This is a genomic window from Wolbachia endosymbiont (group A) of Sicus ferrugineus, assembly GCF_947251515.1.
Lineage (GTDB): Bacteria > Pseudomonadota > Alphaproteobacteria > Rickettsiales > Anaplasmataceae > Wolbachia.
The window spans coordinates 495,974-509,779 of the sequence record NZ_OX366370.1; the positions used below are offsets into that span (position 1 = coordinate 495,974).

Below are 13,806 nucleotides of genomic sequence, written 5' to 3' on the forward strand. Positions count from 1 at the left end.
TTTGTAACGTTCTTTTTCGAGCACGAGCACCTTTTTCTTGCTTAAGCGTGTGTGATCATTACTAATAAGACTTTGTGTATTTGACTCTTTATACCAATTCCCATTACAAGGCAAACAGATGGACAATGATGGAAGAAAAGCCATAATGAAGCAAGTAAAATAGTTGAGGTATAAATGGCATTAAGATTAAAATTATTGGATGAAAAAGTAGTAGAATCAGCAAAAGAAATGCTGAAGAAAGTAAGGAACAATGCATATGTTTCAAAAAAACTAAATGCTGTAATTGTGGCAAAAAAGCATAGTATAACGGCTGTAGCAAAAATATATTGAATTTCAAGAAGCGCACTAACTTCGTGGATAAAACTCTTGAAATTTGGCAGAGAAGAAAAACTGTTTGCTCCTCCATCACGCCGTAGAAAAACTAAATTAAATCAGGCTCAACTACAGCAAATTGAAGCATGTATAGAAGAAAATCCTAATATTACCATTAAAGAAATGAGAATAAGAATCCAGGAAAAGTTCGGATTAAATATCAGCAAATCTACAGTACACCGCCATATGCAAAAGATGAAATTTTCATATATTACACCAAGACCAGTACACAACGTACAAGATAAAAGTAAACAAGAGGAATTCAAAAAAAAATCTCAATGAAGTTATTGGCAAGTATCCAGAAAAAGAGCTATTTTTCTTTGATGAATCAAGGTTTGGCACACATTCGAAAGTTGGGCATGGATGGTTTAAAAAAGGCACTAGGACTCGGGTTAAAATAAAATTAGGTAGGCATAATTTTTATCTCTACAGTGCAGTTAATCCTAAAAATGGAGAGAGTTTTAGCTTATTTGCACTAAATGTTAACACTGATTGCATGAATGTATTTCTTGAGCAAATGTCGCAATATCTAGGGACAAGAGAAGCTGTTCTTGTTATGGACTGTGCTAGTTGGCATAAGTCAAAAAATTTAAAGGTAGCTAAAAATATTGAGATTATATACCTACCTCCATATTCACCTGAACTCAATCCTGTTGAGAGGCTTTGGTTATACATAAAACAGAACATTTTGCGCAATAAAATATACGATACAATTGCTCTGCTTTAGGGTGCTTTGTGCAAATTTATTACTTCTCTTGCCAGCTCCACAATTAAACAACTCTGCAATTTCTCCTATTTGACTGACCAACAATGAGAATTGGTATAAATAGGAATTCTATTACGTCTTTATATCCTTTTTGAGCAGATAAGTGTAGAGGAGTCTCTTCAGATTCATTTTTTGCATCAACCTTTGCTCCTTTACTAAAATAGGAATTCTACTACGTCTTTATGGCCATTTTGAGTAGCTAAGTGTAGAGGAGTCTCTTCAAATTCATTTTTTGCGTTAACCTGTGCTTTTCCTTCTTCATCCAACAGATTTTTTACATCATCAATATTACCGCTTTTAGCAGCCTCAAGTAGTTTATCATTGGCCTCTTTTACGCTTTGCAATAGATTTTGTATTCCTTTATCAGTGGCTGAATTGAAAGGAGTCTCTCCTTCATCATTTTGTACATCAACATTTGCCCCTTTATCCAATAGGGCTTTTACTACATCTTTTTCGCCATTTTGAGCAGCAAAATGTAAAGGAGTCCATCCATCATTATCTTGTGCATTAACATCGATTCCATCTTTATCCAATAGGGCTTCTACTATCTCTTTATGGCCAATTCCAACAGCCCAATGTAAAGGGATATTTCCATAATTATTTTTTGTATTAACATCTGCTCCTTTTCCCAATAGGGCTTCTACTACCTCTTTATGGCCAATTCCAACAGCCCAATGTAAAGGAGTTTTTCCATTTTTGTCTATTGAATTAACGTTTACTTTTTTACTTAATAGACTTTGAACTTCCTCATAATTATCACTTTTAACAGCTGAATACAAAGCTTCGATGTCCTGTTGCGTTTCTTCTAGAATTTTTACTATATGTTTCCTGCCTTGTTGAAAGGCAAGATTTAAAGGAGTGCTGCTAGTATTATCTAGTGGAGTAACATAAATTCCTTTTGCTTCTAATAGAACTGTTACTATTTCCTTATCGTAACTTTTAGCAGCTTCATGTAAAGGAGTCTTTCCATCTCCATCTACTGCATTAACATTGGTCCCTTCTGCTTCTAATAGAGCTTTTATTATGCTTGTATCGAGTGTTTGCGTTCTGTTGGCTTTTCCAACAGCAACATGTAAAAGAGCGCGTCCGGTTTCGGACTGTGCATTAACATCTGCTTTGTTATCAATTAAAAGCGAGACCATATCTTTGTTTCCTCTGACAATAGCATGCCATAAAGGAGTAAATTTGTTTCCATCTAAAGCATTAACATCTGCTCCTTCCTTTATTAGACGCTTTGCTCCATTAATATCACCACTTTTAGCAGCCTGAAATAAATCAGCATTTATATCTCTTATATCTCTGTTTGAATTGCTTATCCCACACCTCCTGTAAAATTATATTATCACGGCAAAATCATTAATAACCCATGAACTCTATGTTCCTGGATCACGCAAATAACGCCCGTGTTTTTCAGTATATTTGAGCAGGCTGTACATAAGAATCGCAATTGTAGAGCATATTATTGTTAATAGTAAATTTGGTAAAATGCCATAGCGAAAAAATTTTCCTACTATATATATTCCAATAGCCCCAAACATCATATTGCAGAATGAGAGGACTGCACTACCAAGCCCTATACCTTTGATCGTTTCTAAAGCAGAAGTTACGTTATTGCTGATTACTAATGCAAGCCCAATATTGGCTGGAATCCAGGCAACTTGAAGAATTAATATATTTAACTTGTCCGCGAAATAAAAATATACCAATAAACTATCGGATATTATCGGTAACACCAAACCTATTATTAGCATTTTGCTCACCCCTACTTTTGGTACATACCTTCTATTAATTAAAGTTCCAATTATGTAAAATATGACTATGATCGATATGAGGTAGCCAAAATACTGTACTTCAATGCCCATTGATTCAAATATGAACGGGTAGTTAGCAACATATGCCCAAAGCCACATGAAAGTTAATCCATGAATGGCTGAAAACCCAAGGAAACGATAATTTCTAAATATTGATATGTATTGCTTACAGATATTAGTAGTTATACTGGTTTCATTTTTATTCACAGTGAGTGTTTCTTGTAACTTAAAGTAAATAAAAATAAGCATAGCAATTGCCACAAGTAACATAATAAAAAACAAAAATTTCCAACTATACCCATGTGAAATTATATAACCGCCTACCACTGGAGCTATTCCAGGTGAGAGTGCCACTACCATATTTAACTTTGAAATTACTCTCGAGTATTCACTACCCGAGTACATATCCCTTATTGCTGCATACCCAACAACACCTGCAACACCAGCCCCTGCTCCTTGTATGAAGCGAATTAGTATCAAGAGCATAATACTGTCGGCTATATAACACATGACACTTGCCAAAGTAAAAATTGTCATACCAATCAGCATCATTGGACGCCTACCATAATGGTCCGATAATGGACCATAAATTAATCCAGATACTGCAAATCCAACTAGATTCAAGCTAATTGTAAGCTGCACTACACTGCCTTCTACTTTAAAATAATTGGCAATGCTTGGTAGTGCAACTGAGTATAGGTCAGTTGCCATATCGACAATTGCTACAGACAATATCATAATAAGAGAGATGATATTTTGCGAAAGAGCTGTTTTCACTTAATGATTTACTGGATTAAATATACTTGATTATAATATATTTTTTTCATTAGTATAAGTACAATGTTACATAGTAAACGATGTCATTCGAGTAGCGGACATTGGAATCTTAAGCTAAAATCATGAAAAGCCTGAATTTCAATATCTTATCTTGGATTATTCACTTTAAGTTTTAAGTATTCAACAGAAGATGCATTTGACTCACTTACTACCTTTAGTGGTTTACCAAGGCTATGTTCTATTTTAGTCTCAAATTTAAAACCTAATTTTTCGCAAATTTTTTGAAAATATTCAACAATAATATCAAACAGATTCTTATCATTTACTTTGTAGTTTTTTAGCTCTTTAGGAATGGTAATACCAATTCCCATTACAAGGCAACCAGATGGACAATGATGGAAGAAAAGCCATAATGAAGCAAGTAAAATAGTTGAGGTATAAATGGCATTAAGATTAAAATTATTGGATGAAAAAGTAGTAGAATCAGCAAAAGAAATGCTGAAGAAAGTAAGGAACAATGCATATGTTTCAAAAAAACTAAATGCTGTAATTGCAGCAAAAAAGCACAGTATAGCGGCTGTAGCAAAAATATATTGCATTTCAAGAAGCGCACTAACTTCGTGGGTAAAACTCTTGAAATTTGGCAGAAAAGAAAAACTGTTTACTCCTCCACAACGGCGTAGAAAAACTAAATTAAATCAGGATCAACTACGGCAAATTGAAGAGTGGATAGAAGAAAATCCTAATATTACCATTAAAGAAATGAGAATAAGAATCCAGGAAAAGTTCGGATTAAATATCAGCAAATCTACAGTACACCGCTATATGCAAAAGATGAAATTCTCATATATTACACCCAGACCAGTTCATAATGGACAAGATAAAAGCAAACAAGAGGAATTCAAAAAAAAATCTCAATGGAGCTATTAGCAAGTATCCAGAAAAAGAGCTATTTTTCTTTGATGAATCAAGGTTTGGCACACATTCAAAGGTTGGACATGGGTGGTTTAAAAAGGGGATTAGAACACAGGTTAAAACAAAATTAGTTAGGCAAAATTTCTATCTCTATAGTGCGGTTAATCCTAGAAATGGAGAGAGTTCTAGCTTATTTGCACCAAATGTCAACACTGATTGCATGAACATATTTCTTGAGCAGATGTCGCAATATCTAGAAACACGAGAGGCTTTTCTCGTTATGGACTGTGCTAGTTGGCATAGGTCAAAAAATTTAAAGGTACCTAAAAATATCGACATTATATACCTACCTACATATTCACCTGAGCTAAATCTTGTTGAGAGGCTTTGGTTATATATAAAACAGAACATTTTGCGCAATAAAATATACGATACAATTGCTCTGCTTTAGGGTGCTTTGTGCAAATTTATTACTTCTCTTGCCAGCTCCACAATTAAACAACTCTGCAATTTCTCCTATTTGACTGACCAACAATGAGAATTGGTATCAGGAGGAATATGATCTAGAAGCTGAGGAAATAGAGAAGAAGTTAAAAGCAATGAGAAACCAGAAGGAAGAGGTGGTTGATGAAAAGGAACTACAGAGGGAAATAGATTTTATCATAAGTAGTATAAAAGGTTTTGCCTCTGTGGTTGAATCAGAACTTGGTCAAGCAGATTGGGAGGCTAAGCTTAATATAATTAGAGCATTAGTCAAACGCGTTGAAATTAATCACGATAATATACATATAGTGTTTCGATTTCAAGAACTTGCCCTGGCGGAAATGCAGAAAAAAAATGTTCAACATTATATCAGGAGTCCAGTATTACGTAATTGGCGTCTTATTTTTAATTTTTTGTACTATGCGCACCTTATGTCTTCACAACATTTCTAGCTATATAAGCTGAAACGCGCTTATAAAGCGTTTAAGACAGTATAGAACGCCAATTTGCAGGATTAGAGAGTGACAACTAGCTAACACGGGATTTCTTTTACCTTTTTTTCTGCTTAGTAAATTTCTTAAACATTTAAACTAAGGTGAGTTGCATTTAAAAGCAGCTGAGTCGCGGTTATTAGATGTTTAAAACATAAAAAAACGCCAATGTTTTTAAATAGATATTAACAGGGGTTTCTTTTGCCTTTCTTTTCATTTGGTAAATTTCTTAAACATTTATGGCTAAAGTAATTTAGGCCTACCGACAACCGTCATCCCGCTACTTGTTAGCGGCTAAGAGATACCGCGGCGGTATGACGTAGGGCTGTGCTAGCTATAGACCACAGTGTCAGCTACTCGGATGACACCCTTCCTAGTGGAGATTTTTCTCAAATCACAATGTTTGTGCAGTTTTTGAACTTACGTGTTCAACTTTATTTTTTTCCATTTCTCTATAGCTTGGTAATGTAGAATTTTTTATATGCAACCCGGTACATACTGCAACCAAAGCAGCTACAATACCGCAAATTGCTGCACCAGCCACAAATGGAACTATTACAGCAGCAGCAATGAATAATCCTGTAATAACAACTCCAACAGCATCTTTCGTTAATGAGGTGTAAAAATTTTCCTTGCTTTCTTTATATTTAGTTTCTCTTTCATTGCTTGGCATGGCAGCTTGACCATTATTTATTTCCTCTGTTACTACAAGCGTTTTATTTTCGTTATTATGATTATCACCATTAGTACTAACTGGAGGCACTGTTGCTACACTACTACCAATGTTTCCATTACTGCTGCAAGGTTTTGCTCTGTTTTTTTCTACATTAGGTGTTTCTGGTACAATAAAGTTTAAAAGCACCTGAGTAATTTCTTCTTGTGTATTATTCATAGCCAACTCTAAAGCTGCTTGTCTGCTTTCATCATTTACATAACCTAAAAATGCCCCAACTTCTTGGACATTACCTTGAACAATAGCAGAACGCAAAGCGTTAAATTTTTCCGTTTCATCAAACTTATCACTGCCCAAAAGTACCTTAACAACGTCAGCTTGTTTTGTTATTGCAGCTATGCCCAATATAGTTCTGGAAGCAGTATCTTTAAAATCGATTCCAATGTTTAAATTTGTGAATAACTCAACAACCTTTAGAAATATACTGCGATCGCCGGTAATACTAGGCCCTTCTGAACGAACAGCATAATAAAGCAAAGTCCAACCATTTTGATCTATTATTTCTTTATCTATTTTCTCCTTTTTGAGTTCCTTATCAAACTCCCCAGCAGTTATATCGGGGTTTTGAGTTATAATTTCCTTTATCTTTTTATATGACGTAGCAAATTGAGCATCTTTGGAGTTACTAGAATCTACTTCATTGCTGTCTGCTTTATTTTCTCCTATACCAGGTGTGTTTTGCCCCTCTTCTTCCTTGTTTATTGCTGCGGTTATTTGCTCTTGTTGAAGGGGTTTACACCCATTTTGGAGGAGAAAATCCTTAACGAGTGTGTTGTTATTTTTGGTTGCATGTTTTAGAAGTAAGTCTCCTAATGAATTGTCTCCTTCACATTTATCTTGGAAATTAACTTCTTTCCACTTTGGTTCCTTTTGCAAATATTTAAGACTAGCAATTCCCTTATCATCATATTTTACAATTGTAGCTATCTTTCGATACAACTCTCTAATATCATCATTATTATATACTATAACTAAACCTACTACTATATGTTAGTTTATTATAGCAACTTTCCCACAACCAGTCAAGACATATTGCAGTTTCAAGCAGCATGATATATATTGAATGCTTTATTTATAGTTCTTAAAGCAAATGATGGAAGATTTAGCCTATGAATTAGTTAAAGTGACCGAAGCTGCAGCACTTGCTGCATATAAACTAGCAGGCTTCGGTGACGAAAAAAAGGCTGATCAGGTTGCAGTTGATGCAATGCGTACAGTATTAAATTCAATGGAAATAAATGGTACTATCGTAATTGGTGAAGGTGAGAGAGATTCAGCACCAATGCTATATATTGGCGAGAAGGTTGGTACAGGAAATGGTCCTGAGATTGACATCGCTGTTGACCCACTTGAGGGCACTACGATTTGTGCTCACCATAAACAAGGGGCAATGTCCGTTCTTGCTGCAACGAAAAAAGGTGATTTTTTACACGCACCTGATGTTTATATGGAAAAAATAGCGGTAGGAAAAAATCTTCCAGAGGGTGTAGTCTCACTAAAAAATAGCATTGAAAAGAATCTAGACAATTTAGCCAAGGCAAAAGGATGTAAAGTAAATGATCTTACAGTAACTATACTTAAACGTGAAAGGCATGATGAATTAATGTTGAAAATCAGGAAGTTAGGAGCAAAAGTTAAACTAATAGATGATGGTGATGTTGCGGCCGTAGTTTCACTAGTAAATGGCAATCACGATATGTATATCGGAATAGGAGGGGCACCAGAAGGGGTGCTTGCGGCTGCAGCGCTGAGTTCAATCGGTGGGCAGATGGAGGGAAGATTAATATTTGACACAGATCAGTTAAGAGAAAGAGCAAAAAATTTAAATATTGATGACCCAGAAAAAATCTACACCATAAAAGATATGGCAAAAGGTGAATCAGTGTTTATTGCAACTGGAGTAACAAGCGGAGAACTTGTGGATGGAGTTGAATTTAGTCATAACGTCTGTTCAACTAGTTCTTTAATAATTCTACCTAACAAGCTGATAAAGGTGCAAGTTATAAGTTAGGTTAATTATTTTTCAATATATTATGTAAGAGTTAAAGGGAGTGTTAAAATGTTAGATTCATTTTCTCAAGAGAAACTAATTGTACAAGAAGTTCCTCAAGACGGACATAAAAAGAAGGCTGAAGCCTTTTCAAAACCTTCTATCTATTGTTTCTTAAACCACTCTGCTGAACGGAGACAGTTTAGGCTGTTATGCCTGGCGGCTTTGTTGGAATAAGTTTTTCAACATTGCTAACAATAAAATTGATTGTATCGTCAGCTACCTTATCGAATTTATCATTTATCTCTTTTCCTATTTTTTCATTTTTAACATATTCGTGTAGAGCTAAAGCAGTTATAGCTGCACATGCTGCAATTAAGCCAGTTTTTGCTATAATGAGCATTGATAATCCTCCTGCAAATATAAATGTTAATCCAATAGCTAGGTTTATAATTTTACTTTGTGTTGTTTGTTGTGCTGCCTGATTCTGATCTACTTTTTCTTTTTCAAGAGCGTTTGATATTGTTTTTGAGAAAATTTTTACCGCGATTGTTGCAATTGCGATCATAGCTAATCCTATGGCTATTTTTGCTAAGAGAAAAAATGATGGGAACACCATCGCAAAGAATAGTAAGCCAGCTCCTACAATTAGTAACTTATTTTTAGGTTGGATTTCATTTGACATAATAAACCTCCATTTCATAACTGCCGAAGTATACCTAATATAAAATACGGAGATAGTCAACATATTTTATGAAAGGGCACGTTAAAAGTTTTTTTCATGTTGTTCTTCGCCGCCTCGTGGTTAAATTTGGAATTTTAGAAAGAGTTACGTATTATTTAAAATTCTTGTATACTGTTTTGAATCAGTTAAATAGATAATGAAGTGCAAGACGCAGTTTTAATTTTACAAGATGGTAAATGCTTTTGGGGAAAATCAGTAGGTAAAAAAGGCAAGTGCATAGGTGAGGTCTGTTTTACCACTGGTATGACCGGTTATCAGCATACTATAACTGATCCTTCTTTTGCTGATCAAATTATAACGTTCACTTTTCCTCATATTGGTAACATTGGAATAAACCATAAAGATAATGAAGGAGAGAAAATTTTTGCAAGTGGTGTGGTTATGCGTGAACTTTCTTCTATGTCCCACCCTTCTTCATATATCAGTTTAAATGATTGGTTAGAGAAAAATAACGTGATTGGGATATCAGGAGTTGATACTAGAGCTTTAACGAGACATTTGAGAGAACATGGATCTCAAAATGGAATGATATGCTCATCGAGTAAGGCGCATGCGTTGGACAAATTGAAGGAATATAAATCTGTAAATGGGATAGAAATAACCAATAAAGTTAGCTTGCATAGTAATTTTAAAAGTGACCTTAATGCAAAATATAGGGTTGTAATCGTTGATTTTGGCGTAAAAATCAGTATAGTTTCACGCTTAATAGAACTTGGTTGTACAGTTGAATTAATCAGACCAAGCACAGGTTTTGCTCAAAAAGTGTTGAGTATGAATCCAGATGGTATAGTGCTTTCAAATGGTCCTGGTGATCCGCAAGAAATAGGAGAAAGTATAGTTTCAGAGATAGACATTATTATAAAATCTAAAATACCAATTTTTGGCATATGCATGGGTCATCAATTACTTGCGATTACTTTGGGAGCAAAGACCATCAAGATGGATATTGGTCACCGAGGGAGTAACCATCCAGTTTATGATGTAATTAGTGGAAAAGTTGAGATCACTAGCCAAAATCATGGTTTTGTTGTTGATTCAGCTTCTCTTCCAAGTAATGTTGAAATTACTCACATTTCTCTATTTGATAATAGTGTAGAGGGAATAATGATGAAGGATTACTCAGTCTTTTCTGTGCAATATCATCCAGAAGAAGCGCCAGGTACGCATGATTCGCATTATTTATTTAGACGTTTTATTGGCAATATTGTGTTGTATAAAATGAAATCTGCATGATTTTAATCAGGGTAGGTTTTATTGCTTGATTTTTTAATTTTAGGCGTTTAGTATTAAATACAATAAAAGCTTGAGTTAAGGTACTAAAATAGCGTTCTCTTAACAAATTTTTGTGGAGGAGTGACCGAGTGGTTAAAGGTAACAGACTGTAAATCTGTCCGCATTGCGTACGTAGGTTCGAATCCTACCTCCTCCATTGTGCGGGTATAGCTCAATGGTAGAGCTCTAGCCTTCCAAGCTAGTGACGTGGGTTCGATTCCCACTATCCGCTCTTTTTTTTGTTGTATTTTTATAAAATCAACATATTATTTATTGATGTATTTGTATTTTAGGTAGAAAAGTTTAAATTATGACAGCAGTAGTGGAAGCATTTGGAAAGCCGCATGTAAATGTGGGAACAATAGGACATGTGGATCATGGGAAGACAACGTTAACAGCGGCAATAACAAAGCATTATGGAAATTTTGTAGCGTACGATCAGATAGATAAGGCGCCAGAAGAAAGGAAAAGGGGGATAACGATAGCAACAGCGCATGTTGAGTATCAGACGGAAAAAAGGCATTATGCACACGTTGATTGTCCTGGACATGCTGACTATGTAAAGAACATGATAGTAGGTGCAGCACAGATGGATGCGGCGATATTGGTAGTGTCGGGGGTTGATGGGCCAATGCCACAAACGAGAGAGCATATATTGCTAGCGAAGCAGGTAGGTGTTGGATATATCGTGGTGTATATAAATAAAGCTGATGTTGCTGATGCTGATATGATAGATTTGGTAGAAATGGAAGTGAGGGAATTGCTGAATAAATACGGATTTCCAGGGGATGAAGTGCCTGTAGTAGTGGGGTCTGCGTTGAAAGCGCTGGAGGATGACAGTAGCGAATATGGAAAGAAATCAATAGATAAATTGATGGAAAAGTTAGATGAGTATGTGGCGGTTCCACCAAGGCCTGTGGATTTACCATTTTTATTGCCAATCGAGGATGTATTTTCGATATCGGGGCGAGGAACGGTGGTAACAGGAAGGATAGAGAAGGGAGAGATAAAGACGGGAGAAGAGATAGAAATAATAGGTCTGAAAGCGACGCAAAAGACGATATGCACAGGTGTAGAAATGTTTAAGAAGTTGCTGGATAAGGGGAGTGCAGGACTCAATGTAGGAATATTGTTAAGAGGAACAAAAAGAGAAGAAGTGGAGAGAGGGCAAGTATTAGCAAAACCGGGGACGATAACGCCGCATAGAAAGTTTAGGGCGGAGGTTTATATATTAAAGAAAGAGGAAGGAGGAAGGCATACACCATTTTTTGCGAATTACCAGCCACAGTTTTATTTAAGGACAACGGATGTAACTGGGAGCATAAAATTGCTAGATGGGAAGGAGATGGTAATGCCAGGAGATAATGTGAGTGTAGAAGTAGAATTGCAAGTACCGATAGCAATGGATAAGGGATTGCGTTTTGCGATAAGAGAAGGCGGTAGAACTGTTGGTTCTGGTGTTGTTTCTGAAATTTTGGAGTGAGTGTAGTAACTAAGATGAAGCAAGATATATATATTAACATTAAGGCTTTCGATTGTTCTTTATTGGAGGAGTGTGTTCGAAAATTTGTTGATGAATTAAAGCGGTCCAATGCAAAATTATCTGGTCCGATTGCGTTGCCAAGAAAAGATTCTAAATTTATTGTTAATAGATCTCCTCACGTTGATAAAAAATCTCGTGAACAGTTTGAAATGAGAACTTCTAGGCGTTTGATTGTTTTACATGATCTTACTCCTACTATGATGCAGATGCTTACAGGTTTATCTTTTTCTGCTGGCGTAGAAGTGGATTTAAAAGTCAAGGAAGTTAAGGTTTAGGAGAAGGAAATGAAGAGAATAAATTCACTGAGGAGAATTGGTTTATTAATGACGAATATTGGTCATACTGCTATATACTCTGACAATAGTCGCATGGCTGTAACTTTATTGCATCTCAGCGAAACTCATATTGTTGATATAAAAGGACAAGATAAATGTGGCTATAATTCAGTCATTTTAGGCACAGGAGATTTTAAAAATATAGCAAAACCTCAGTTGGAATATTTAAAGAAAAAGGGTATAAGTAATAAATGTAAGTTATACGAAAGTAGATTAAATGACCTGTCGGGAATAGAATGTGGTAAAAAAGTGGGAATCAATCATTTTGTGGTTGGTCAATATCTTGATATTACGAGTTATTCTATAGGTAAAGGATTTGCTGGTGTGATGAAGCGGCATAACTTCAGTGGGCTTAGGGCATCTCATGGTGTTTCTATTGCTCACAGATCACAAGGTTCCACTGGTCAATGTCAGGATCCTGGTAGAGTATTCAAAGGAAAGAAAATGGCTGGTCATTTAGGTAACAGCAGAATAACTGTACAAAATATGAAGATATTATCCATTGATCATGAAAATAGTATAATTGCTGTGAAGGGTAATAATGTTCCTGGGTTTAAAAATTCCTATGTTTTTGTAAGAGATGCAGTTAAAAAATCTTTACATAAAGATGTTCCTTTTCCGGTAGGTTTACTGTTAGATGTAAATGATGATGCTAGTAATTTGGTAAGTTAGTTATGGAATGTAATTTAGTTAATCTATCTAATAATAATGTAGGTACTGCTCAGCTCAATCCTTTGATATTTTCTGCTAAGCAAAAATTGAGTATTTTGCATGATATAGTGAGATGGCAATTAGCGAAGAGAAGAGCTGGTACTCATAAAACAAAAGGTATCAGTGATGTCTCTGGTACAACAGCTAAACCTTATGGTCAAAAACGTACCGGTAGGGCAAGACAAGGGAGCTTGCGATCTCCTCAATTTAGAGGTGGTGGGATTATTTTCGGCCCTGTTGTGAGGAGACATACTTATTCTCTTAATAAGAAGGTACGCAAATTTGGTTTAAAAATTGCTTTATCTCTAAAGTATTTAAATAATCAAGTGATTATTCTAGATAATTTAAATATTGATGTGAAGAAAACGTCTGAAATGTGTAAATGTATTAAAAATTTTAAATTTTCTTCCTTTTTGATAGTTGGTGATTATGGAGATGGTTTGTTGCGTGCTGTTAGAAACTTGCATTATGTAGACTTAATCAAACCTATTGGGTTAAATGTCTTTGATATATTGAATCACGAATGTGTGATGTTGACAAAGGATACTTTAAAGCATCTTGAAGGTAGATTGTTATGATCAAATATAATAATATAATAAAATCTCCTATAATTACAGAAAAGGCCTCTTTTTTGAGGGAGAAGTTTAATAAATATTCTTTGTATGTTTTTGTAAATGTAAATAAGCGTCAAATAAAGTTGGCAATAGAGTCTCTATTTGATGTTAAAATTTCTTCTATAAATGTTGTTAGAATTAAGCCTAAATATAGGCGTTTCAGGGGTGTGATTGGTTGTGAAAAACAGAAAAAGAAAGTTTATTTTTCTTTGATAGATGGTCAAAAATTAGATATAATGAGCGTTTAA

At 35.1% G+C, this 13,806-nt stretch carries 12 protein-coding genes, 2 tRNA genes and 4 pseudogenes; 12 read left to right on the forward strand and 6 right to left on the reverse strand.

Translation table 11 applies throughout. From position 1 onward, the window contains the following. The first annotated feature begins 174 nt into the window (after positions 1 to 174). Positions 175 to 1,186: pseudogene (locus tag OPR24_RS02535) on the forward strand (IS630 family transposase). Here OPR24_RS02535 and OPR24_RS06510 read toward each other — a convergent pair. The 4 genes and pseudogenes from OPR24_RS06510 to OPR24_RS02550 form a co-directional block, all read right to left on the reverse strand. After that, positions 1,143 to 1,253: pseudogene (locus OPR24_RS06510) on the reverse strand (hypothetical protein); the annotation flags it as partial. The pseudogenes OPR24_RS02535 and OPR24_RS06510 overlap by 44 nt on opposite strands. 40 nt (positions 1,254 to 1,293) lie before the next feature. Beyond that, complete coding sequence (locus OPR24_RS02540; protein ID WP_320157131.1) at positions 1,294 to 2,454, reverse strand: ankyrin repeat domain-containing protein; 1,161 nt, start codon at positions 2,452 to 2,454, stop codon at positions 1,294 to 1,296. Positions 2,455 to 2,511: 57 nt separating this feature from the next. Beyond that, complete coding sequence (locus OPR24_RS02545) at positions 2,512 to 3,726, reverse strand: multidrug effflux MFS transporter (RefSeq protein ID WP_458694318.1); 1,215 nt, start codon at positions 3,724 to 3,726, stop codon at positions 2,512 to 2,514. Between the two features lie 146 nt (positions 3,727 to 3,872). Continuing rightward, a pseudogene (locus tag OPR24_RS02550) lies at positions 3,873 to 4,091 on the reverse strand (hypothetical protein); the annotation flags it as partial. Positions 4,092 to 4,167: 76 nt separating this feature from the next. On the opposite strand from OPR24_RS02550, the pseudogene OPR24_RS02555 reads away from it, so the two are divergent. Beyond that, a pseudogene (locus OPR24_RS02555) lies at positions 4,168 to 5,179 on the forward strand (IS630 family transposase). A 61-nt stretch (positions 5,180 to 5,240) separates the two neighbouring features. Beyond that, positions 5,241 to 5,576: a hypothetical protein gene (locus tag OPR24_RS02560; RefSeq protein ID WP_265033771.1), complete on the forward strand. Its 336-nt coding sequence runs from the start codon at positions 5,241 to 5,243 to the stop codon at positions 5,574 to 5,576. Positions 5,577 to 6,009: 433 nt separating this feature from the next. Here OPR24_RS02560 and OPR24_RS02565 read toward each other — a convergent pair whose 3' ends face one another. Continuing rightward, positions 6,010 to 7,287, reverse strand: a complete 1,278-nt coding sequence (locus OPR24_RS02565) for an ankyrin repeat domain-containing protein (RefSeq protein ID WP_265033773.1) — start codon at positions 7,285 to 7,287, stop codon at positions 6,010 to 6,012. A gap of 154 nt (positions 7,288 to 7,441) precedes the next feature. Between OPR24_RS02565 and glpX the strand changes: the two genes are divergently transcribed. Beyond that, complete coding sequence (gene glpX / locus OPR24_RS02570) at positions 7,442 to 8,359, forward strand: class II fructose-bisphosphatase (protein WP_265033978.1); 918 nt, start codon at positions 7,442 to 7,444, stop codon at positions 8,357 to 8,359. 181 nt (positions 8,360 to 8,540) lie between these two features. Here the strand turns inward: glpX and OPR24_RS02575 are convergent, their stop codons facing one another. Next, on the reverse strand, positions 8,541 to 9,023 hold the full coding sequence (locus OPR24_RS02575; RefSeq protein WP_265033775.1) for a hypothetical protein: 483 nt from the start codon (positions 9,021 to 9,023) through the stop codon (positions 8,541 to 8,543). A gap of 201 nt (positions 9,024 to 9,224) precedes the next feature. Here OPR24_RS02575 and carA point away from each other — a divergent pair, with 201 nt between their 5' ends. The 8 genes from carA (at position 9,225) to OPR24_RS02615 (ending at position 13,806) form a co-directional block, all read left to right on the forward strand. Then, positions 9,225 to 10,316: a glutamine-hydrolyzing carbamoyl-phosphate synthase small subunit gene (carA, locus tag OPR24_RS02580; protein ID WP_265033777.1), complete on the forward strand. Its 1,092-nt coding sequence runs from the start codon at positions 9,225 to 9,227 to the stop codon at positions 10,314 to 10,316. A gap of 114 nt (positions 10,317 to 10,430) precedes the next feature. Continuing rightward, positions 10,431 to 10,512, forward strand: a tRNA-Tyr gene (locus OPR24_RS02585). Positions 10,513 to 10,516: 4 nt separating this feature from the next. Further along, positions 10,517 to 10,587 (forward strand) — tRNA-Gly (locus OPR24_RS02590). Positions 10,588 to 10,665: 78 nt separating this feature from the next. Then, positions 10,666 to 11,838 (forward strand): elongation factor Tu, encoded by a 1,173-nt coding sequence (gene tuf, locus OPR24_RS02595; RefSeq protein ID WP_264329094.1) that lies wholly within the window; start codon positions 10,666 to 10,668, stop codon positions 11,836 to 11,838. Between the two features lie 14 nt (positions 11,839 to 11,852). After that, the gene (gene rpsJ, locus OPR24_RS02600) at positions 11,853 to 12,173 is read left to right on the forward strand and encodes a 30S ribosomal protein S10 (protein ID WP_096616846.1); all 321 of its coding nucleotides are present in this window, start codon (positions 11,853 to 11,855) and stop codon (positions 12,171 to 12,173) included. A gap of 9 nt (positions 12,174 to 12,182) precedes the next feature. Then, the gene (gene rplC, locus OPR24_RS02605; protein WP_265033778.1) at positions 12,183 to 12,905 is read left to right on the forward strand and encodes a 50S ribosomal protein L3; all 723 of its coding nucleotides are present in this window, start codon (positions 12,183 to 12,185) and stop codon (positions 12,903 to 12,905) included. 2 nt (positions 12,906 to 12,907) lie between these two features. Next, entirely contained in the window at positions 12,908 to 13,522 is a 615-nt protein-coding gene (gene rplD / locus OPR24_RS02610) for a 50S ribosomal protein L4 (protein WP_265033779.1), read from the forward strand. Next, positions 13,519 to 13,806: a 50S ribosomal protein L23 gene (locus OPR24_RS02615; protein ID WP_064124642.1), complete on the forward strand. Its 288-nt coding sequence runs from the start codon at positions 13,519 to 13,521 to the stop codon at positions 13,804 to 13,806. The genes rplD and OPR24_RS02615 overlap by 4 nt, the downstream gene beginning before the upstream one ends.

What these genes read in the sequence shown, in the direction of transcription:
- OPR24_RS02615 (WP_064124642.1), top strand. Translation starts at nt 13,519, where the DNA reads ATGATCAAATATAATAATATAATAAAATCTCCTATAATTACAGAAAAG.
- OPR24_RS02560 (WP_265033771.1), top strand. Translation starts at nt 5,241, where the DNA reads ATGAGAAACCAGAAGGAAGAGGTGGTTGATGAAAAGGAACTACAGAGG.
- rplD (WP_265033779.1), top strand. Translation starts at nt 12,908, where the DNA reads ATGGAATGTAATTTAGTTAATCTATCTAATAATAATGTAGGTACTGCT.
- rpsJ (WP_096616846.1), top strand. Translation starts at nt 11,853, where the DNA reads ATGAAGCAAGATATATATATTAACATTAAGGCTTTCGATTGTTCTTTA.
- rplC (WP_265033778.1), top strand. Translation starts at nt 12,183, where the DNA reads ATGAAGAGAATAAATTCACTGAGGAGAATTGGTTTATTAATGACGAAT.
- glpX (WP_265033978.1), top strand. Translation starts at nt 7,442, where the DNA reads ATGGAAGATTTAGCCTATGAATTAGTTAAAGTGACCGAAGCTGCAGCA.
- tuf (WP_264329094.1), top strand. Translation starts at nt 10,666, where the DNA reads ATGACAGCAGTAGTGGAAGCATTTGGAAAGCCGCATGTAAATGTGGGA.
- OPR24_RS02575 (WP_265033775.1), bottom strand. Translation starts at nt 9,023, where the DNA reads ATGTCAAATGAAATCCAACCTAAAAATAAGTTACTAATTGTAGGAGCT.